Below are 21,137 nucleotides of genomic sequence, written 5' to 3' on the forward strand. Positions count from 1 at the left end.
GCTATCGGGATCCCTTTTTATAAAAATAATAGATATTATTTTATATCCATCTTTTTCGAAAGCTCTTTTGGTATACCGCCTTTGTTAAGCAGGATAGCCGTAGTTTTATACTTTACAAAGTTTTTGCTCATATACAGGTAGCCTTTATAATCGTTGGTAGCGCCCCATGAGTTTTTCACGATGTAGTACTCTTTGCCGTTTTGGTCTTTGCTAAGGCCTACAATGTGCATACCGTGGTCATCGGTAGTCTGGTAGTTATCGAATGCTTTCTGGCGCATATCTTCGGTAATTTCCATTTCTGCCTGCGGCCCTTTAAAGATATTTTCTTTTTCTTCAGCAGTCATGTCTGCTGCGTTCTTTGCAGGAATGTAAGCTACGCCGTTTTTCCAACTGAAGCCTTTTTCGCTTACGTCGCCTGCCCAGCCTACAGTATATCCTTTTTTAAGGGCATTGTCTATAATGTCGGTAAGGTCATTCATCTTTACGTTATACACCTGGTCAAGCGACCAGTTGTCCGGCACCATAAGGACAAATTTCGAGTAGTACGGGTGCTCCATTAGCGAAGATATTTCCACATACTCATCAGGATTGATGCCTATCACTTCTTTTGCAAAAGTCTGTGGCGTATATTTTTTTCCTTTGTAGTCAAAGTTTTGTGGTACTTCACCCAGATACGTATCGATTACCGCTGTATAAGCTTTTATCCAGTTAGGGGATAAATCGCCGTTAGGATTTTTTACGGCTGCCTGAAGTACGCCTTCGCCCATAGCAGCCATTTCGCCAAACTTATTACTGGTAGTGCCATAGTTAAGCCCGGTATAAACACTTTGCGGCAACGCGCCATATTTGCGGTACATATTAATAACATCATGCAGTGCACCACCGTCGCCAAGGGTAATGGCGCCATGCATCCTTACATAATTTTTGCCTTTTTCCACATAGGCATTACGGGCGGTATAGATCTGTGAGATCTCTACAGGCTGTTTGCCCATGCGTATCATTTCCGACTCCAGGAAAGAGTTGGCCGAATAGCTCCAGCAGGTACCTGACGACCCCTGGTTCTTTACCGGGGTGTTCTCGATATTTATCACGTCGGTAAACTGGAAAGAATCTTTACTGTTTGCGCTTTGGTTATTCTTAAGGGAGTTTACCAGGTAATCCTGCGCAAAACCCACTTGCATTCCCGCTACAAGCAGCGATGCTGCCAAAAACGGTTTTACTGAAAATTTATACATAGTCTATTGTTTAGTTTCGTTCAATCAAGGTGCTAAAATACAGAAAATTTACAAAACCTTAACGATTTATGCGATTCCTATAATGTTTCTTTAAGCCACCTGAAAAATTCGCCTTGCCACACCAAAGCATTTTGAGGCTTTAGTACCCAGTGGTTCTCATCGGGGAAATATACAAACCTGCTTTTGATGCCCCTCAGCTGCGCCGCCTGGAAAGCCTCCTGGCCCTGCCCGATAGGTACACGATAGTCTGTCCCGCCCTGGTAAATCAGGATCGGCGTATCCCATTTGGCTACGTTATCAATCGGGTTGAATTTTGAATAGGTTTTTTGTGCAGCCGCATTATTTTTATCCCAATACGGCCCGCCACTGTCCCAGTTGGTAAAGAAAACCTCTTCAGTAGTGCCATACATGCTTTGCAGGTTGAACACACCGTCGTGGGCTATAAAGGTCTTAAAACGCTTGTTGTGTATACCGGCAAGGTAGAATACCGAGTAGCCTCCGTAGCTTGCGCCAACTGCTCCCAACCGCGCTTTATCTACATACGGCTCTTTGGCAACATCATCTATCGCCGAAAGGTAGTCGTCTATCACCTGCCCGCCCCAGTCTTTACTGATGGCTTCATTCCACTCCACGCCATGTCCCGGCATACCGCGGCGGTTAGGCGCAACTACAATATACCCCTGTGCCGCCATCACCTGGAAGTTCCAGCGGTACGAATAGAATTGCGTCAACGCACTTTGCGGCCCGCCCTGGCAGTACAGCAGGGTAGGGTATTTCTTTTTCGCATCAAAATCGGGAGGCAGTATTACCCACACCAGCATCTTTTTGCCATCGGTAGTGGTAACGTACCTCTTCTCGGTTTTGCTTAATTTGATGCCTGCATAGAATGCATCATTCACTTTGCTAAGCTGCATCCACGTTTTCTTTTTCAGGTCGTAGCTGAAAATTTCCGTAGCGTGGTTCATGTCAGCCCTTTCCAGGATCACCTTATCACCGGTAAAATCTACTATGCTGTTGACATCAAAATAACCGTCAGTAACCTGTTTTACGGTAATTGCTATTTTAGTAAGCCCAGGGAAGTTCACTTCAAAAAGCTGCTTGGTTCCATCTACCGCTGCAGTAAAATATACTTTCTTACCGTCAGGGCTCCAGGTAAAGCTGTCCACGGTCCCGTCCCATCCTGCGGTCAGGTTAATGTCGGTGCCTTTAAAGCGTACTATTATATCGTTCTTATCGGCTTCATAACCGTCACGCTTCATCTGCAACCAGCTAAGGTCGCCCTGCGGAGAGTAAGCAGGATTCGTGTCATACCCCGGATTGTTCGGCGTTAGGTTTTTGGTTTGCTTCGTAGCCACATTGTATTCGTACAAGTCGGTATTGGTGCTGATAGCATACGCCGTACCTGCTTTTTTCTTGGAAACGTAGATGATGCTCTTTCCGTCGGGCGACCAGCAATAATCTTCTTCACCTCCGAAAGGTTTTTGCGGCGAGTCATAGGGCTCATTGGCCATGATGTCGATAAAACCGTCTTTGTTATCAACGGGTGCGTAGCCTACATGGTTGTGCGTACCGTCGTTCCAGGTATCCCAGTGGCGGTAATCAAGGCCGTCATATACCTGCGCGGTAGATTTTTCCAGTTCAGGATAATGATCTTTTCCCAGTACTTTATCCACTTTAATTTCTTTGTGTGAAAGCAGCCATTTGCCATCCGGCGAAACATACTTGTCTTTCAGCAGCTCTTTATAATCCTTTGTTTCAACGGGAGTGCCGCCGCCTACAGGGATGGTATAAAATTTTGAGTCCGATTTGTTTTCCGCAACATTAGGGATCGAAACTTTATAAACAATGCTTTTCCCGTCTTTGGTGATGCCCAGGGTGCTTACCCTGCCCACTTTCCAAAGCAGTTCGGGCGTCATGTGCTGTTGTGCCGAAGCCGATAATCCCATGATGCTTAAGGTTAATAGAAGAATTTTTTTCATAATATCATTTGGTTATAAAAACTTTACCAAAAATAAAACTATTGGACGGTATTTGGGTAGCTCTGTTACAGATTTAATATGAAAAGATTGGCCTCACCTCCTCCCGATAGCTATCGGGACTCTCCAAAAGAGAGGGGAGGAGCTACACTCATGCCCGATGTATACCTTGTTCCATTTCGAACGTAGCTTGCGGAGAGAGAAATCTCTTTTAGGTACAGTGCAGCTATTCCCCCTTTGGGGGTTAGGGGGCTTGGAGCGAAAGGCTTGGGCATTTTCAGCACTGGCAATTCCTGCTTTCAGCTTTACCCCGCCGGAAAAGCGGGGGTACCGCCTCTATCAGGGCTATTGAGGAAAGTTTTTGTGTATTTGGAGTCGTTTGAGTAAGCCCGTCCTGGCGCCCCTCACCTTTGGAGAGGGCTTGGGGGGTGAGGTCATTGTAGTAACAAAAAAAATCGCTTTGTTTTAGGCTCCTCAAAGTCTCTGACTTTGTGGCTGTGTTCAAAGGTCTCCGGCCTTTTCTATGCATGTCAGAGACATGCCATCGCTTCCACAAAGTCAGAGACTTTGCGGAGCAATTATGGCCTATATTAACTACGCGATAATCCTTGTGTGTTTGAATCGTCAGAGTAAGCACGTCCTTGCTCCCCTCTCCTTTGGAGAGGGGCCGGGGGTGAGGATTTTTCCAAGTCCCATTATCAGGAAACCAAATCCCCCAATTCCATACCCACAATACTTCCTATCGCCACACCCATTCCACCAAGCCTTACGCCGCAATACACGTGGTCGGATAATTGCTGTACAATAGGGTTCTTCTGGCTGCCCAATCCCATGATGCCGCTCCAGCGGTGTTCAATTTTAAAGTCGGTGCCGGGAAGGATAATCTCGCGGAGCATTTTCTCCAGTTGGTTTTGGATAATTTCCGTTTGCCCGAACTGCGTTGTGGTTTCGCCTTCAAAGTCGAGGTTGCGCCCGCCACCAAAAAGGATACGGTTGTTGATATTGCGGAAGTAATAATACCCGCGGTCAATATGGAAAGTGCCGCGTATGTCGAGATTGGGAATCGGTTCGGTAATAAGTACCTGTGCACGGGCGGGGGTAACGGCGCCATTGGTAATACTCCCTGCAAACCCGTTGGTGGTAAATAATAATTTCTTTGTAGTAAAGTTGAAATCACCGAGGCTTACGGTTACGCCATCCTGCTTTTCGTAGTAAGCGGTAACGGTCTGGCTGTTCAGTATGAGTATGTTTTGGGCAACGGCTTCTTTTAGTAAAGCCTGCATCATCAGCCCGGTATCTATCTGCCCTTCGAACGGATTGAATATTAGGCACTCCTGAATTCCCCTAAAATCAAAGCGGTCAACTTCCTTTGCAAATACATCAGCCTTAAAGAGCGGCCGCAGCACTTCATTCACAAAAGGCATTTTGCGAAGGCATTCCTCATAACCGGCTGTGTCGTCTTTTAGGAAAAGCTCATACCCACCATACGGCTTAAAGTCGATGGCAGCATCGCCCAATCTTTTACGCAGCAACTGTAATCCCTGCCAGCGTTTTTGTATAAGGGAGATAACTTCTTCTTCAGTATGGTTGTTCAGGTCGCTTATGATTTCGGAAAGACTTCCAAAACAAGCGAACCCCGCATTTTTGGTACTTGCACCCTGTGGTAACGGACCTTTCTCAAGGACAAGTATTTTGCATTCAGGAAAACGCTCCCGAAGCCTTAGTGCAGTATGTAACCCCACGATCCCGCTGCCCACTATGGTAAAATTGACACCGGTAAACCAGTGCTGGATTTCCCAATAGCTAAGGTTCATCGGGGCATGATGTTGGTTTCATCATCATTTGCCTCCTCAATAGCTTCCTGCTCTGTTACCTTATTGCCTTTAAGCGCATTGATAACAAGCGGCACGGTAGTGACAAGCACGATTATAATAATGATGTATTCGATATAGGATTTTAGGTCAATATCCCACCAGCTAAGGAAAAGCTCCTGCAGGTAGTGTCCTGCAAATATTAGCGTGAAAGCCCAAAGAACGGAACTAATGATATTGAACAGCATGAATTTTTTCTTCTCCATTTTCACCACACCGGCTATGATGGGCGCGAAGGTGCGGATGACAGGGAGGAAACGGGCAAAGATGATCGCCCTGCCGCCGTGCTTTTCAAAAAACTCATGCGACTGTATAAGGTATTTCTTTTTGAACCAGAAAGAATCTTCTTTCTTATAAAGATACGTCCCGCTTTTGGCACCAAACCAATATCCGAAGGTGTTACCAACAATTCCGGCTAAAGCAACAAATATGGATAGCACCGTTACATTGAGGAAATCGCTGTCCATAGGCATAACGGTCGCCATGAGCTCATTGCTGTAAATTCCGGCAAGAAACAAAAGGCTGTCTCCCGGAAGGAAGAACCCGGCAAAAAGCCCGGTCTCTGCAAAAATGATAAACAGTACCACGTAGATACCTACTGCTACTCCGCCAATTTGAAGGTTAATATAAAATTCAGGGTTTAATAAGTCCGTCCAGTGAAAACTGTCCATATATTTTTTGTGTTTTTCTAATTGAATTAATCTCTTTTAACTTCCCATTTATCCACCGCGCTGGTAGCAAGCGCATTTCCAAGTACATTGGTCATACTGCGTGCCATGTCGCAAAAATGGTCGATGGGTAATATAAGTGCGATGCCCTCAGGCGGTATACCGAACATCGCGCACGTAGCCACTACAACTATAAGCGATGCCCTTGGCACCCCCGCAACACCTTTACTGGTAAGCATAAGCACAAGCAACATAAGTAATTGTTTTTCGAGCGGCATGTCAATACCATATACCTGCGCTATGAAAAGGCTGGCAAAGGTCATATACATCATACTCCCATCAAGGTTAAACGAATAGCCTAAGGGTAAAGTGAACGAAACGATCTTAGGGTCACACCCAAAACGCTCCAGCTCTTCGGTAAGTTTTGGGAAAACCGCCTCGCTGCTCGTAGTCGAGAATGCGATAAGCAACGGACTTGCAAGCCTCCTGAGCAATAACCACAGCCTGTTGCCCAATATCAGGTAACCCACAGCCAGCAATATAACCCACAGCAATGCTATACCAAAGGCAAAAGCCGCAAGGTAATTGGCGTAGAGCTTCCAGATGTCGAACCCGTAAACAGCAACGGCAGCGGCAACAGCGCCAAACACACCGAACGGCGCTACCCACATAATGTAGCTTACCATTTTCAGGATGGCATGGGATATAATGTCGAGCACTTTTATTACCGGTTTGGCAAGTTCACCAAGGGATGATAATGCAATACCGAATAATATAGAGAATATAACGATCTGTAATATTTCATTGGTGGCCATTGCCTCTACGATACTTTTTGGCACCACATGCGTAACGAATTGTTCGAGTGAGAAAGAGTGTGTCCCTTTTACAAGCTCGTCTGCAGGGGCAACGCTTTCCATAGTCACTTCGGTGTTTTTGCCCGGCTCCAGCCAGTTTACCAAAGCCATGCCAAGCAGCAGCGATACCAGCGAAGCCGAAAGGAACCAACCCATCGCTTTTGCGCCAACGCGGCCTACCAGTTTCATGTCGCCCATTTTGGCAATGCCTACTACAAGTGTCGAGAATACAAGCGGCGCAATGATCATCTGTACCATACGGATGAAAATCGTGCCCAGCAACTTCAGGTTAGCAGCAAACTCTTTTGCCTCTTCCTTCGGGTACCCGGTGTAAACGAAATAGCCAAGGCCTACGCCTAAAACAAGGCCGGTAAGTATGGCTATAAATAGTTTAGTGTTGCTTTTCAAACAAATAGATTTTAAGTGCGTGAAATTACTCATATTTTTTCAAACCATCTTTAGTATAAGGCGATTTAAGTTCCTGTTTTTAATTTTTTGCACTCATTTAACGGTTTTGGTAATAATATATCATTTTTAAATATTTATGTATTTTGTGAATATTTTTATTAATTAATTAGATTATGATATTTTTTTCACAAAAAAATAAAGCATTGTTTAAAAAATATGCTACTTTTATTCAAACTGAATTTATAAAAAATGAAAAGAACATTACTTACCATTGCACTGGTTGTTTCCGGATTTGCATTTGCACAGGAGGGCAAATTGTTCTGGAAAGCCACACCGGAGAAAAGCGGTATCCTTACATTTAAGGATAGGGAAACGCTTCCTTCAAAACATTTGTATAACCTGGACATCCCATCGCTGAAAGCCGAACTGGCAAAAGCACCGCTGAGGGGAACCGTAAAATCTTCCGTGATCGTTTATTTCCCGAATGCCGAAGGTACGCTGGAGCGCTTCCGTGTTGTTGAAGCGCCCGTTATGGATCCCGAACTCGCTGCACGTTACCCTGAGATCAAATCCTATGCAGGCCAGGGCATCGACGACCCGACCGCGGTTATCCGTTTCAGTCTTTCACCACTTGGACTCCAGACCATGATGACAGCTGCCGACAGGCCAAGCGTATTCATTGAGCCGTATTCTACCGACCTCAAAACCTATTCCGTTTACAAAAGGACGCAGAAAACCCAGCCTTTCACAAAATTTGATTGTGAAGTGATGGACCATGCACAGCGCCAGATCGCCGCAACCGATTTGGAGCAAAGGCCTAACGCCGATGACGGCAAGCTGCGTACCTACCGCCTTGCCATGAGCGTAACGGGAGAATATACCGCTTACTATGGCGGTACCAAAGCGCTTGCACTGGCCGCCATCAACACGACCATGACCCGCGTGAACGGTGTGTTCGAAAAGGATTTTGGCGTAAACATGATCCTTATCTCCAATACCGATTCCGTTATCTACACAAGCGCATCTTCCGACCCTTACGGCAGTACCGATGCCAATTATAACAGCGAACTACAGTCGACACTCACGAGTGTTATCGGCAATAGCGCTTATGATGTAGGCCATCTCATGTCGGCTATTGGCAATAACGGTAATGCAGGCTGTATCGGCTGTGTATGCGCCAGCGGCAAGGGCAGCGGCTTTACCACCAGCACCGCACCCGTAGGCGATAATTTTGACATCGACTTTGTGGCTCACGAAATGGGGCACCAGTTTGGCGCTAACCACACGTTTACATTCGATAACGAAGGTACCGGCGTACAGAACGAGCCGGGCAGCGGAACGACCATTATGGGCTACGCGGGCATCACCGGCGCTACCGATGTGCAGGCGCACAGCGACCCGTTTTTCCATGCCGTGAGCATCCAACAGGTGACCAATTACGTAAAAACAACTACCTGCCAGACCAATACCACAACCGGCAATGCCGTACCGACTGCCAATGCCGGACTGGATTATACCATACCAAAAGGAACGCCTTTCATGCTGACAGGTTCCGGTACCGATGCCAATGACAGTGGGCTTACCTACTGCTGGGAACAGATGAATTCCGGTACGGTATCTACAACCTACCCAAGCGTGACGGCAACTTCAGGGCCGGCATTCAAATCGTTTGTACCGTCTTCGGGCGGGTCCCGTACTTTCCCAAGGATGGCTACCATCAAAACCGGTGCTACCTCATGGCAGTGGGAAGCGGTGCCGAACGTAGCCAGGACAATGAACTTCAGGCTTACCGTGCGTGATAACCACGCGGGCGGGCCGGCAAATAACAGCGACGATATGGTAGTGACCGTAAATGCAACCGCGGGGCCATTCACAGTAAGTGCACCAAACACCGCAGTATCATGGGCTACCGGTTCAACACAAACCGTAACGTGGAATGTAGCCGGTACTACAGCCAATGGCGTAAACGCTGCGAATGTGGATATCCTGCTTTCTACCAATGGCGGCGATACCTATCCGATTACCATACTAAGCGGCACACCAAATGACGGTACGCAAACCATCACAGTCCCTAACAATCCCGGTACTACCAACAGGATCATGGTAAAAGGCTCCGGCCATATCTTCTTTGATATTTCTAATACCAACTTTACCATTACCGCAAGTGGCGGAGGAGATGTTACCCCGCCAAGCACACCGCTTAGCCTTACCGCATCGGGCACTACACAGACCACGACCAACCTTTCATGGTCGGCATCTACCGATAATATTGGTGTAACAGGTTACGATGTGTACCAGGGCGCAACGCTGAAAGCCAATGTAACCGGAACTACCTATACGGTGACAGGATTGACAGCTGCAACAGCGTATACCTTCTCGGTAAAAGCAAAAGACGCGGCAGGCAATGCCTCTGCATCGAGTAATACGGTGAATGTGACAACCCTTGCGGCTACCGGTAGCTATTGTGCATCGGCAGGGACTAATGTATCGGACGAATATATCAGCAGGTTACAACTGGGCACAATAAACAATGCTTCTACAGGAGGCGCGGGCGGCTATACAGATTTTACATCCCTATCAACCAACCTGAACAAAAGCACGGCTTATACTGTAACCGTAACGCCAACATGGACGGGTACGGCATACGCAGAAGGCTATGCAGTATGGATAGATTATAACGGCGACAAGGATTTTGATGATTCCGGTGAACTCGTTTGGAGCAAAGCCGCCGCTACCACAACCCCTGCCGCCGGAAGCTTTACAGTTCCTGCCACGGCAGCCACAGGCGCAACAAGGATGCGGGTTTCGATGAAATACAATGGCGTAGCAACGGCCTGCGAGACCTTCTCGTATGGTGAAGTGGAAGATTATACCGTAAACATCCAGGCGGGCACTGCCGATACAACAGCACCGACAGCACCAACCTTGAGCGCTTCGGGCACGACCCAAACTACGACCAATCTTTCCTGGACAAGCGCTACCGACAACGTAGGCGTAACCGGATATAACGTGTATCGGGGCGCAACCCTCATCACAAGCGTGACAGGGACAACGTATACAGTAACAGGCCTTACTGCAGCTACAGCCTATACCTTCTCGGTGAAAGCCAAAGACGCGGCAGGTAATATTTCTGCGGCAAGCAATACAGTGAATGTAACCACGCTCAGCAACACGTTAACCTACTGTACTTCCAAAGGGAACAGCGTAAGCGATGAATACATCGGAAGGGTGCAGTTTGGAACCATAAATAACCTCTCGGGTGCCAATGCGGGCTATGGCGACTTCACTTCGCTTTCCACATCGGTAAGCAAAGGCAGTGCCTATACCATTACCATCACACCAACATGGACAGGCAGCGCCTATAGCGAGGGCTATGCGGTATGGATTGACTATAATGCCGATGGTGATTTTTCCGACACAGGCGAGCTGGTTTGGAGCAAAGCAGCTTCTACAACAACGCCGGTAAGCGGTTCGATAACCATCCCTTCAACAGCAGCAACAGGCGCAACACGTATGAGGGTTTCGATGAAGTATAATGCCATACCTACGGCCTGCGAAGCTTTCTCTTATGGCGAAGTAGAGGATTACACCGTGGTTATTGGTGGTTCGGCAAGGGAAGTATCCGCTGTTTCCAACATAGCGATCACACTCTATCCAAACCCTTCAGAAAACGTACTGAACATCACGAACATATCCGAAAAAGCGGCTTACACGATATATACCATAGCAGGGCAGGAGGCCGGGAAAGGTATTCCTGTAAGCGGTGCTGTTGATGTATCGCGCCTTGCAGCAGGAAGCTACCTCATTGAAATAAATGATAACGGCAACCGTTCGATACTGCGATTTATAAAGAAATAATTTGTTACTAACCCGATGTTGAAATGGCCGTCTCAGTAGAGGCGGCTTTTTTTGTGCCGTAATGTTCGAAGATATCAAGTTCGCAAAATAATCAAACAAGCATATTCAATTATTATAGCTTCTTTGGATTATAATAATTCGTAATTTCGCGACTGTTAAACCCATGATCTATGTTTCGAAAGTTTTTCCGTATCTTTTTTAAAATATGCCTTTGGTTTATCGTGTTATCCGTTGGGTCGGTTGTGCTGTTCCGGTATATCCCGGTGCCGTTCACGCCATTGATGGTAACCAGAGCGTTGGAGCAGAAGTTCGACGGTAAAGAAATGACTTCAAGCCATGATTGGGTACCGCTTTCGGAAATTTCGCCCAACCTGCAAAAAGCGGTCATCGCCAGTGAAGATGACACTTTTCTTACGCACCACGGCTTTAATTTAAAGGCAATTAAAAAGGCGTATGCCGGTAATGAAAAAGGCAAAAGGCTGAAGGGTGGAAGTACCATATCGCAGCAAACGGCCAAAAATGTTTTCCTGTGGCAGGGAAGGAGTTATATCCGTAAAGGGTTTGAAGCCTATTTTACGGTATTGATAGAATTGCTCTGGAGCAAGGAGCGCATTATGGAAGTGTACCTGAACAGTATCGAAATGGGGCCGTATGTTTATGGCGCACAGGCAGCATCACAGCACTGGTACCATAAAGATGCCGCCAACCTTACTAAAAACGAGGCGGCAGGCATTGCAGCGATCCTTCCAAACCCTTATGTTTACAGGGCCACACGCTCTTCGGGTTACACCGAAAGGCGCAAAGGCAGGATCGTGAAGCTAATGCGCTACGTTAAACTCGACTATTAATGCATAAGCAGTACCTTGCCATTGCAGCCTTGTTTTGCTCTGCTCTTTTATGGGCACAGAAGCCTGCTGAAATAGGCATAGTATCTGATAACGACCTGTATTCCTCACCTATAAACGACCAGTATTATACCAACGGGATCGAATTATTCTACCGCTATCTTGGCAAAAGAAGTGATGAGAAAGTAGCCAAGAAAATTACAGAATTCCGCATCGGGCAGTACATTTTCAATCCGCAGTCAGTACGCGCCGGCGATATCAATGTAAACGACAGGCCTTTTGCCGGCTACCTGTTCGCCCAGGCGGGCATTACTACTTTTTATACCAGCGAAAGCGTACTTAATCTCAATATCCAGGCAGGGGTTGTTGGGCCGGAGGCGTATGCCGAGCAGGTTCAGGAAGGGCTTCATAAGCTTTTTCACTACCCAACCGTACAGGGGTGGCAGTATCAGATAACCACCATACCCGCAATACAGGCCAATGCTGTTTATTCACAGAAAATTTTCAGGGACACGTATAAAGAAAAAGTCGACTTCCACCTGCAGGGGGAAGCCAGTGTGGGAACAATATGGACAAGCGTTTCAGTAGGCCCAATGGCACGCATAAGCCTTCGCGGATTATTGGTACCCATGTATGACTCGGCGCTTCATGGGGCGACCCTCAGCCAGGACCGCGATTACAAGAACAAGCGCGACCTGTTCCTTTATCTTAATCCTTCATTGCAGTACATGCATCATGATGCTACTATAGAGGGCAGCCCTTTCAATGATTACAGCCCTGTTACTTTCCCATTGATCCCATTCCGCTTTAATGCCGAGGCAGGCATAAAGTACCGCCGCGACCAGTGGAATTTTACCTATGCCTTCCACTATAGAGGCAAAGAACTCTCCAATAATGTCATTACCGGATTTTATTACGGGTCGATACAGGTTGGGTATTTGCTAGCCCCCTAAAGCCAGCCCCCTAACCCCCGAAGGGGGAATTCCACGATTGCTTAACCTATACGCAGACACATTCAATGTGTCTCTACATTTTAGGGTAACAACCGTACTGTCGGCACGTTCCGTCTCCCTCTCCTTCGGAGAGGGTTGGGGAGAGGACTTTAGGGAGCCGGATTCTTACCCATATTATACAATGTAAAAGCCTGCACATCGCTCAACTCGGCAATGGTTTGTGCCACCGATTTTCCCGCACCATGACCTGCATTTACATCAATACGTATCAGCACCGGTGCTTTTCCGGCTTGTGCTGCCTGTAGCGCTGCGGCAAACTTAAAACTGTGTGCGGGTACAACACGGTCATCATGGTCGCCGGTAGTTATCAATGTTGCGGGATAGCTTGTCCCCGGCTTAATATTGTGTAGTGGCGAGTAGCCTTTCAGGTAGTTAAACATTTCAGCGCTGTCGGCAGATGTGCCGTAATCATAGGCCCAGCCTGCACCAGAGGTAAAAGTATGGTAACGCAGCATGTCGAGCACACCTACCGCGGGCAATGCTACTTTAAACAAATCGGGGCGCTGTGTCATGGCAGCGCCTACCAGCAATCCGCCGTTCGATCCGCCCCTGATAGCAAGGTAATTGGATGAGGTATACTTATTCGAAATAAGGTATTCGGCAGCGGCAATAAAATCGTCAAATACATTTTGTTTTTGCATTTTCGTGCCGGCATCGTGCCACTTCCTTCCATATTCACCACCACCGCGCAGATTGGCTACTGCATATATACCTCCGTTTTCAAGCCACACAGCATTGGCAATGCTGAAGGTTGGGGTCAGGCTGATATTGAATCCGCCATAGCCGTACAGCATGGTCGGGTTGGTGCCGTCAAGCTTCAGGTCTTTTCGATAAGTGATGATCATTGGCACCGATGTGCCGTCTTTGGATTTATAAAAAACCTGCTTCGAAACATAATTATCACTGTTGAAGCCTACGTCCGGTTTTTGGTAAATTTTTGATTGGCCTGTATCAGTATCAAACGAATAAATCGTTCCGGGAGTAAGATAATTGGAAAAAGTATAATACAGCTCATCCTGTTTCTTTTTCCCGGTAAACCCTGCCACAGTACCCAGTCCGGGCAGGTCGACCTCACGGATAAGGTTGCCGGCAAAGCCATATTGTTTTACTGTCGAAACAGCGTCTTTCATATATTGCGCAAAAATAAACCCGCCACCGGTTGAAGGCGACAGCACATTCTCTGTTTCAGGTATAAAGTCTTTCCAGTTGGTCTGTTCCGGATGAGCGGAATCAACGATAACAATCTTGCCGTTCGGCGCTTTAAAGTTGGTGTATATGAACAGGCTTCCGCCGCGGTTTTCAAGCACCTGGCTGTCGCTGTCAAAATTATCGGTAAGCGCTATGACCGTACTTTGCGGTTTGCTCAGATCCTGGATATAAAGCTCTTTTCCGGATGTAGAATTAGCCGCCGTAATCACGAGGTAACGCTCATCTTCAGTCAGGTAGCCGCCTACATACCTTCTTTTCTGGCTTTCGCCGAAAATAACTCTATCCTGCTTCTGGCCGGTTCCAAGTTTGTGGTAGTAAAGTTTATGGGTATCGGTCTTTGCCGAAAGCAGGCTGCCTTCCGGTTTCTCGTAGGTAGAATAATAAAAACCTTCGCTGCCTTTCCAGGCGATGCCGCTAAACTTTACATTTTCGATAACTTCTCCTGTAAGTTTTTTATTTATAGCGTCCATTACAATAATCTTTCCCCAGTCGCTGCCGCCTTCAGAGATCATGTAGGCCGCCATATCGCCTGCTTTGGAAAACTGTATCTGTGCAAGTGATGTGGTGCCGTCTTTAGAGAAAGTATTTGGGTCGAGAAATAACTCGTCATTGCCGTTCTTATCCTTTCGATAAAGCACCGACTGATTTTGCAGGCCGTTGTTTTTATAGTAATAATAGTACCCGCCTTCCTCGAATGGCGCAGAAATCCTTTCATAACTCCATAGCTTCTCCATCCGGGCCTTTATAGCATCGCGAAAAGGTATTTGTGCGAGGTAGTCAAAGGTAACTTTGTTTTCTTCCGTTACCCATTTAGCTGTTTCGGCAGAGCGGTCGTCTTCCAGCCAGCGGTAGGGGTCGGGTACTTTAGAGTCAAAGTATGTATCGGTGGTTTTGTCTTTTTTGGTTACAGGATATTTTATCTGCCGGAGTGTCTTGGGTGTTTGTGCATTCATGGTAAAGCCGAAGGCCACAGCCAGGGCCAGTACGGTATTTTTCATTTGTTAGTATGTTAGATACACAAAAATAACAATTCCATTAAAGCAATTCCACAAAGACATACAAAGGACACAAAGTTTCCCAAAGATGTAATGGAAACAATGCCTTTGCGCATCTTAGCGCCTTCTTTGAGAAACTTTGCGAAATAGCTGATTTTATGTAAACAGCGGCTTATATTTCTGGCGGTGCTTGTACAGCAAAATGCCGTTCATTATTACAACCAGTAACGCCGTAGCAATAGCAGGTACGTCCAGGAACAGGTGGAAAAGCAGAATATTTAGTGACAGCGGCACGAGCAGCAACAATACAAATGGCACCCATTTTTTAATGAGGAGCATTAGTCCTATGAGGATCTCAAAAACAGCTACAATCGTGAGTATGTATCCCGTATCGGCAAGCGATTCCATAAAATCTGCTGCTTCTTTAGAAGGCTGGGGTAAAGGGATAAAGGCGTATAATTTATTAATGCCGAATGCAAGAAGGATAAGCCCGAGCAATATCCTGACGATTTTGGTAAATTGTGAATTCATAGAAGTAAAGTTTTAGCATGTATGAAATTTTGAAATTTTACTAAAGTTAATAAAATATTTCTCAGTATTTTAAGAAAACATTTGTAAATAAAAAATCCCCGCCTTCTGGCAGGGATTGAATTACTAAAACTATTTGAGAATTATTCCACTACTACAGAAAAATTCACCTGTGCATCGGTGCTTCCACCTGCATTGGTAATAGTGCCGCCGGAAACGCCTTCTGCCGATTTATTCGGCTGGTGCCTCAATGTTACGGTCAGGCTGCCGGCCCCGGGTGTAGTTGTTGCGGTAAACAAAAATGACAATCCCACAGGATGCCCGTCCGCATCTTCATCGGCATAAGTAAACGTGCCGATACCGCTGTGCTGGAAAAATATCTGGTGCTGTGTCCCTTCTTCCTGTATTTCGCCGGTAATTTCTTCCGCGGGATTTGTCAGTTCGTTTAAAAAATTGACAGCGCCTTCATACGCTCGCCCTGCCGTAAAACTCCCTGAAACACTAACTACAGGAGCATCGGGCCCATCGCCGTCAAGGTCGCGCGAAATAAGCACAACCGGTGTGCCGCCACCCACAGGCGTAAAAGTCGCCGATACCGTTGTAATGACCTCTTCTTCATTCACAGGGCCGTTGTTGTCGTCACTGCTGCAAGAGGAAAAAGAAGTAATTGTAATTAGTGCTAAAGCTAAGATTCTGAAATTTTTCATGGTAAAATGTATTGATGATTAATAATTCAATTTTAATTGTAACTGGAAATTGCGGCCTATATCGTCGGTGTAAAGGCGCTGCCTGTTGAGGTAATCGCGGTAGGCTGTATTGAAAATATTATTGACTGAAACGTTAATTGATGCCATCGTTTTGCCTAATGAGAATTGCATCCCCGAAGTAAAGTGAAGCAGTTGGTAACCGTCCGGCGGCGTACTGATGTCCACCAATGTCGGGACCAGCACGCCATTTACAGGAACATCGGCATAAAAGTTATTTTGGGGATAGCGCGTTTGTTTGAATATCGCTTCACTGCGTAATTCCATAAAAAGTCTATGCCAGTCGGTTTTATACCGAATGGTATTACTTATATTGAGTGGCGGCATGTCGATAAGCGGTTCATTCTTTGTTGTGTTGTCGGCATGTACATAGGCGAAATTAAAGCTGTGGGAAAAATGGCTGCTGATATCCCAGTCGGTATGCAGGTCAAGCCCCGCCATCAGCACGTTGTCCTGTCTGTAGTTGTACACAGGGAAGGTACCGCGAATGGTATATTCCACGCCGGTAGGGCTGAGGTAAATGAAATCGGTTATGGCGTTGAGGTAAGGCGTGGCTTCGAAACGGAAAGCACCGCCGGTTTTAAGCAATGTAGCCGACAACTTTAATGCCTTTTCTTTTTTGATCGCCAAATTTCCCAGCTCGATCGTACCGTTGCTGTGATGCAGCCCGTCGCTGAAAAGTTCTGACGGATTGGGGTTGCGCATGGCAAGCCCGGCATTCGCCAAAAGATCAATAGCTGTAGAAAGTTTTTTCCGTATTCCGAGGCTTGCCGAAATATTGTGGTAGGTGAACTCCGGATTGGTCAGCCATTGTGTACCATAGTCCGCAGTAATAAAACGGTCGAATACGCCATTGTAGCCCAGGTTATCCCAACGCGTTTTTTGGTAATACTTTGTGGCGCTCATGTGTGAAAAGTCATAACGCAGCCCTGCCTCACCACTAAGTGTTTCCGAAAAGGAATGCGAGACAATGCCGTACGCCCCTGCGTCATATTTATCATAGGTTGGTATTAGCGGGCGGATACCCGTATCAGGGCTGGCATCATTGAATTGTGCCGATCCGCTCATTCCGGCTTTTAATGTAGTGTTCTCTTTCTCCTGCTTCCAGTCGGCATTTACCGAATGGGTAGCCAGCGTAAGGTCGAGCGCAGGGATATCCGCAAAGTTGCCACGCCTCAAATCGTATTCTTTCCGGTTATTAAGCTGGAAAGCATATTGCAGAGACAGTGAACTATCGTCATCAAGCTGCTTGTTGAAATTGGCCTTCGCCAAATGGTGCTGCACTTCCTGCCTTGGCGCCCCGATGTTGTAGGTAAACGGCTCCACCACATCCGGCTGTCCGTTGTTGATGGCCCGCACGAGGTCGGCTACATTGCCAATGTGGGTCGCTTTCGCAATACCGATAGTCGCATTATAAAAACTATACGAAACCGAAGCATCATACGTATTGCCAATGTACTTCACATCACCCGCAAAGTTTGCCTCGCGATTGCCTGTGTTCGAGAGGACATAATCCGGCGTTTCCCTGTCACCCATATATTTGAACGTGCCACCCTCATTCCACGCCCAGCCTTTATCATTTCCCTGGTGCAGGGCAGAAGAGAGGCTGCCGCCGCGGCCATTCGAATCGGCAGTCATGATAGTCCTGCCAAAAAGCGTGTCCTTCAGCACTGACACCGGCTCAACCACAACCAACCCGCCTATCGCATCGCCCCCATACTGCAATGCCGAAGCACCCTTTATGACCGATACCCGCCCCGCCGAATTAATGTCGAGGTTAGGCGCATGCTCGGTACCCCATTGTTGGTCTTCGAGACGTACATTGTTCGAAATGATAGGCACCCGGCTGCTGTGCAACCCATTAATAACAGGCTTCACGATAGTGCTGCCTGTCTTCAGTGAGTACACGCCCGCTATTTCCTTAAGCGCATCACCAAGGCTGGCATTGCTGTATTTTTCAAGGGTTTCCGTTCTTAGTCGCTGCTCATGGACAGTGTTTTTCGAAACGGAATTGTTTTCTGATAAAACCACCTCTTTAAGTTGTGTGCTTTCAGGTTGAAGGACAGCATCCAGCACCATATCACTATAAACATCCACAACGGTGTCCAGTGCCTTATAGCCGATATAGGAAATGACAACACGATGCTGCCCGGATGGGATGCCGTGTACTTCATAATGGCCATCAGGCGAACTTACGCCCTGCCATTGTTCAATATGGATGTGTGCCCCATCAAGGGGCTTGTTTTGCGGTGCGGCCACATTCCCGCTGATGATGTGCTGGGAATATGCGCACCCGCTTCCTGCCAGTAAGGCGAGGATAAGGATATAAATTCGCATGATAGATTTCTTGGAAATGAATAAAGAATAATTCTTCATCTTTTGCTTGGCCTCACCCACTCCCGATAGCTATCGGGACTCTCCAAAGGAGAGGGGAGCAGGACGATACTACATCATACAATTGTTAACCGACTCCAATAATGCCGGAAACAATTATTTATATGAGTAAGCAGGTTTGAGTGCCCTCTCCTTCGGAGAGGGGTCGGGTGAGGCCCCTATACTACCGGCGGCCCCCTGTGCGAAAACAAGCTTCCGGCGAATGCCGCACTGCCTTCTATGCTGCTAAAAGTGTAGGGTATGGGTGTAAATGGAAAATCGAGCCTAAGGCAGAATTCCTGTGGCGCGACAAAGTAGTCGAAATGGAAATTGCAGACAGAGCAATCGTCGTCTTCATGCTCATGTCCGGCTTTGCTAAAATGTTTGGTTTCCTTTTTAAGGCTGTGGCGATGTGTACTTTCCGCAAAATGCTGGTGGCTGAAAGCATGAAAAGACTGGTAGGCCGTTGTGAGTAGCACAACAGCCATAAGGGCCAGGTTGAATATGGCGAACTTTCTTTTCATTACCACAAAGGTAAATGAAAAAGTATTACAGAATGCAATTAAGTTGCATTTAGGTGAAAATTGAACGCAGATGACACGGATCTAGGCGGATGGTCACAGATTTTTTAGGGCACCGCGTATGTCATTTCGAACGGAGCTTGCGGAGTGAGAAATCTCTTGAGGCTTTCCCTATGAAATACAAGAAACAATTATTTATCCTTCAAAAACTCCCCATCGATGATCAGCAGCTTTGCGCCAGTAACTGAGATAGACCGATGCGAGCTGAGATCATCAGACACAATGTAGCTCATGCCTGCACTAAGTTCTATTCTGCCGCCGCTTTCTTCCTCACTTATAAACGACCCTTCAAGGCAATGCACAATATGCCCTTTCTGGCACCAATGGTCGGCGAGGTAATTTGCGGAATATTCTACGATACGCACACGCAGGCCGTCAAATTGCAGCGTCTGCCAAAAGGAAGCCCCTGTTGTGCCGGGATGCTCTTCTTTAGGGATGGTTGTCCAGTCGATGTGGAGGAAGGGGATTGGGGTCATAAATTTATATTAATATCGTTATCATCAAGTCGTAATATGTTATTAGGATAGAAGAATGGCAAAATATAGTATTAGATATTATTTCAACCCAGAAATTCCAACTAGATTGCCTACTGCATGCCCATAAACACAATTATCTCCATTTTTCACAAAATTTTCCCAAGGTTTATTTAAGCATCTATCAGTATTAATAATTCTATTTGGTAAATCACATACCGTATAATACGGACATTTACTTGTTGCAATCCTGGAATCCATTAATGCAAACATTGCCCAGTGAGCTTTCAAATAATTTAACTGACAGTTCATTATCTGATTTAAAAAATATGGTAAAACATCATGACTATTAACTTTTATGTTATCAGTTTCGAACGATTTTATAAAATCTCTATTAACTAGATTTTCATCACCTTGACGTTCTTGTAAAACATCACAAGGATTTACCATTTTAAATACTAAGTAATTTAATATTTCTTTGTTTAAGATGTTATTGCGAAATGCATTGAGTTCAAAAAGTAAATCTCTTTCCCTGTAATATAAACACATCTCTATTTTTTCATATACTCTTTTTATAGCCTGATAAGAGGGTTCGCGATTCTCGTAGACTTTAAGGATTGAAATTAAATCCTCTAAAATAATATTTGATATTTGTGAAAATATTGGCTTAATTTCATCAGACAATCTGTCAATTGACTCTTGCATTGTATGAAAGCCTCTTAAAGCCTTATAGTCTTTAAATAAAGAATTTAAGGATAATGCAGGATTTGTCGTTAGTAGAGACAACGTTCCAATGCATGCTAATTCATAATTACTTAAAGGTTCTCCATTAAAATATGCAGAAAGTTTACTGAGCATTAGATATGGTATTTCAGGTATAGAATCACCATCATCGTAGATTATTTTTTCAATCGAATTTGCAATACTTTCTTCGATATAATCACTGTTTAAATACATATATTTTTGTGAAATACCTTGAGGTGTATCAAATTCAATTTTAACTTTTGATCGTTTAAAAGGAACCTTACAGTCTCTTAAAGTTAAGTGAGCATCTTCACCTAAAACTTCGCTAACAATTCTGAAATTATTTATCTCTAATTCCTCGGGATTGTCTATTCCGCCTTCATTGTAAGCAATAAACATATCATTAATTTGACTCAAGAGTATTTTATCTTCTGCGGTTAGTACAGAAGTATCAGACATACCATTCCCTTCTTCGGTCAATGTTTTTGAAAATATTGGGAATAATTGATAAAATAGTGCAAAATCTCTAACACGCACCGTTGTTGAAATGTTCATTAGAAAATGCCAATATTCGTGAGTAAATATTGAATATTCTTTAACTGGAATTTCTTCATCAATTTTTCGATTAAAGATATTGACACTAGGTGATAAACCAATTAAAAATACATTCGAAAAATATCTTGCTAAAATCTCGTTTTTCATTCTAGAAGTTTAATTAAAAAACCCGCAACACCTCTCAGCA

Annotated in this window: 15 protein-coding genes; 3 read left to right on the forward strand and 12 right to left on the reverse strand. The window is 45.7% G+C overall.

Annotated features, from left to right (window positions below; genetic code table 11):
• Positions 1 to 35: 35 nt before the first annotated feature.
• From AAEO56_RS13460 to AAEO56_RS13480, 5 genes are all read right to left on the reverse strand, one after another.
• On the reverse strand, positions 36 to 1,235 hold the full coding sequence (locus AAEO56_RS13460; RefSeq protein ID WP_341697589.1) for a C1 family peptidase: 1,200 nt from the start codon (positions 1,233 to 1,235) through the stop codon (positions 36 to 38).
• Positions 1,236 to 1,312: 77 nt separating this feature from the next.
• Positions 1,313 to 3,214 (reverse strand): S9 family peptidase, encoded by a 1,902-nt coding sequence (locus tag AAEO56_RS13465; protein WP_341697590.1) that lies wholly within the window; start codon positions 3,212 to 3,214, stop codon positions 1,313 to 1,315.
• Positions 3,215 to 3,909: 695 nt separating this feature from the next.
• Positions 3,910 to 5,025, reverse strand: coding sequence for an NAD(P)/FAD-dependent oxidoreductase (locus AAEO56_RS13470; protein WP_341697591.1), 1,116 nt, complete (start codon positions 5,023 to 5,025; stop codon positions 3,910 to 3,912).
• On the reverse strand, positions 5,022 to 5,753 hold the full coding sequence (locus tag AAEO56_RS13475) for a DedA family protein (RefSeq protein WP_341697592.1): 732 nt from the start codon (positions 5,751 to 5,753) through the stop codon (positions 5,022 to 5,024). Before AAEO56_RS13475 ends, AAEO56_RS13470 begins: the two co-directional genes overlap by 4 nt.
• Before the next feature lie 26 nt (positions 5,754 to 5,779).
• A complete protein-coding gene (locus tag AAEO56_RS13480) occupies positions 5,780 to 7,012 on the reverse strand; it encodes a dicarboxylate/amino acid:cation symporter (protein WP_341697593.1) in 1,233 nt (410 codons plus the stop codon).
• 249 nt (positions 7,013 to 7,261) lie between these two features.
• Here AAEO56_RS13480 and AAEO56_RS13485 point away from each other — a divergent pair, with 249 nt between their 5' ends.
• The 3 genes from AAEO56_RS13485 to AAEO56_RS13495 all read left to right on the forward strand — a co-directional run bounded on the left by AAEO56_RS13485 (position 7,262) and on the right by AAEO56_RS13495 (position 12,668).
• Positions 7,262 to 10,870 carry a GEVED domain-containing protein gene (locus AAEO56_RS13485; RefSeq protein WP_341697594.1) on the forward strand — a complete coding sequence of 1,203 codons (3,609 nt, stop codon included), beginning with the start codon at positions 7,262 to 7,264 and terminating at the stop codon, positions 10,868 to 10,870.
• 170 nt (positions 10,871 to 11,040) lie between these two features.
• The gene (gene mtgA / locus AAEO56_RS13490; RefSeq protein ID WP_341697595.1) at positions 11,041 to 11,718 is read left to right on the forward strand and encodes a monofunctional biosynthetic peptidoglycan transglycosylase; all 678 of its coding nucleotides are present in this window, start codon (positions 11,041 to 11,043) and stop codon (positions 11,716 to 11,718) included.
• Entirely contained in the window at positions 11,718 to 12,668 is a 951-nt protein-coding gene (locus tag AAEO56_RS13495) for a lipid A deacylase LpxR family protein (RefSeq protein ID WP_341697596.1), read from the forward strand. Before mtgA ends, AAEO56_RS13495 begins: the two co-directional genes overlap by 1 nt.
• 149 nt (positions 12,669 to 12,817) lie before the next feature.
• Here AAEO56_RS13495 and AAEO56_RS13500 read toward each other — a convergent pair whose 3' ends face one another.
• The 7 genes from AAEO56_RS13500 to AAEO56_RS13530 all read right to left on the reverse strand — a co-directional run bounded on the left by AAEO56_RS13500 (position 12,818) and on the right by AAEO56_RS13530 (position 21,097).
• A complete protein-coding gene (locus AAEO56_RS13500; RefSeq protein WP_407934965.1) occupies positions 12,818 to 14,935 on the reverse strand; it encodes a prolyl oligopeptidase family serine peptidase in 2,118 nt (705 codons plus the stop codon).
• Positions 14,936 to 15,088: 153 nt separating this feature from the next.
• Complete coding sequence (locus tag AAEO56_RS13505; RefSeq protein WP_341697597.1) at positions 15,089 to 15,463, reverse strand: DoxX family membrane protein; 375 nt, start codon at positions 15,461 to 15,463, stop codon at positions 15,089 to 15,091.
• A 140-nt stretch (positions 15,464 to 15,603) separates the two neighbouring features.
• Positions 15,604 to 16,167, reverse strand: a complete 564-nt coding sequence (locus tag AAEO56_RS13510) for a type 1 periplasmic binding fold superfamily protein (RefSeq protein WP_341697598.1) — start codon at positions 16,165 to 16,167, stop codon at positions 15,604 to 15,606.
• Positions 16,168 to 16,185: 18 nt separating this feature from the next.
• Positions 16,186 to 18,600, reverse strand: a complete 2,415-nt coding sequence (locus AAEO56_RS13515) for a TonB-dependent receptor (protein ID WP_341697599.1) — start codon at positions 18,598 to 18,600, stop codon at positions 16,186 to 16,188.
• A gap of 176 nt (positions 18,601 to 18,776) precedes the next feature.
• Positions 18,777 to 19,121, reverse strand: a complete 345-nt coding sequence (locus AAEO56_RS13520; protein WP_341697600.1) for a hypothetical protein — start codon at positions 19,119 to 19,121, stop codon at positions 18,777 to 18,779.
• Positions 19,122 to 19,309: 188 nt separating this feature from the next.
• Complete coding sequence (locus tag AAEO56_RS13525) at positions 19,310 to 19,654, reverse strand: DHCW motif cupin fold protein (protein WP_341697601.1); 345 nt, start codon at positions 19,652 to 19,654, stop codon at positions 19,310 to 19,312.
• 78 nt (positions 19,655 to 19,732) lie between these two features.
• Positions 19,733 to 21,097, reverse strand: a complete 1,365-nt coding sequence (locus AAEO56_RS13530; RefSeq protein WP_341697602.1) for a hypothetical protein — start codon at positions 21,095 to 21,097, stop codon at positions 19,733 to 19,735.
• Positions 21,098 to 21,137: the final 40 nt, after the last annotated feature.

It is taken from the genome of Flavobacterium arundinis (assembly GCF_038289855.1).
Lineage (GTDB): Bacteria > Bacteroidota > Bacteroidia > Flavobacteriales > Flavobacteriaceae > Flavobacterium > Flavobacterium arundinis.

What these genes read in the sequence shown, in the direction of transcription:
- AAEO56_RS13460 (WP_341697589.1), bottom strand. Translation starts at nt 1,235, where the DNA reads ATGTATAAATTTTCAGTAAAACCGTTTTTGGCAGCATCGCTGCTTGTA.
- AAEO56_RS13465 (WP_341697590.1), bottom strand. Translation starts at nt 3,214, where the DNA reads ATGAAAAAAATTCTTCTATTAACCTTAAGCATCATGGGATTATCGGCT.
- AAEO56_RS13470 (WP_341697591.1), bottom strand. Translation starts at nt 5,025, where the DNA reads ATGAACCTTAGCTATTGGGAAATCCAGCACTGGTTTACCGGTGTCAAT.
- AAEO56_RS13475 (WP_341697592.1), bottom strand. Translation starts at nt 5,753, where the DNA reads ATGGACAGTTTTCACTGGACGGACTTATTAAACCCTGAATTTTATATT.
- AAEO56_RS13485 (WP_341697594.1), top strand. Translation starts at nt 7,262, where the DNA reads ATGAAAAGAACATTACTTACCATTGCACTGGTTGTTTCCGGATTTGCA.
- mtgA (WP_341697595.1), top strand. Translation starts at nt 11,041, where the DNA reads ATGTTTCGAAAGTTTTTCCGTATCTTTTTTAAAATATGCCTTTGGTTT.
- AAEO56_RS13495 (WP_341697596.1), top strand. Translation starts at nt 11,718, where the DNA reads ATGCATAAGCAGTACCTTGCCATTGCAGCCTTGTTTTGCTCTGCTCTT.
- AAEO56_RS13500 (WP_407934965.1), bottom strand. Translation starts at nt 14,935, where the DNA reads ATGAAAAATACCGTACTGGCCCTGGCTGTGGCCTTCGGCTTTACCATG.
- AAEO56_RS13505 (WP_341697597.1), bottom strand. Translation starts at nt 15,463, where the DNA reads ATGAATTCACAATTTACCAAAATCGTCAGGATATTGCTCGGGCTTATC.
- AAEO56_RS13510 (WP_341697598.1), bottom strand. Translation starts at nt 16,167, where the DNA reads ATGAAAAATTTCAGAATCTTAGCTTTAGCACTAATTACAATTACTTCT.
- AAEO56_RS13515 (WP_341697599.1), bottom strand. Translation starts at nt 18,600, where the DNA reads ATGAAGAATTATTCTTTATTCATTTCCAAGAAATCTATCATGCGAATT.
- AAEO56_RS13520 (WP_341697600.1), bottom strand. Translation starts at nt 19,121, where the DNA reads ATGAAAAGAAAGTTCGCCATATTCAACCTGGCCCTTATGGCTGTTGTG.
- AAEO56_RS13525 (WP_341697601.1), bottom strand. Translation starts at nt 19,654, where the DNA reads ATGACCCCAATCCCCTTCCTCCACATCGACTGGACAACCATCCCTAAA.
- AAEO56_RS13530 (WP_341697602.1), bottom strand. Translation starts at nt 21,097, where the DNA reads ATGAAAAACGAGATTTTAGCAAGATATTTTTCGAATGTATTTTTAATT.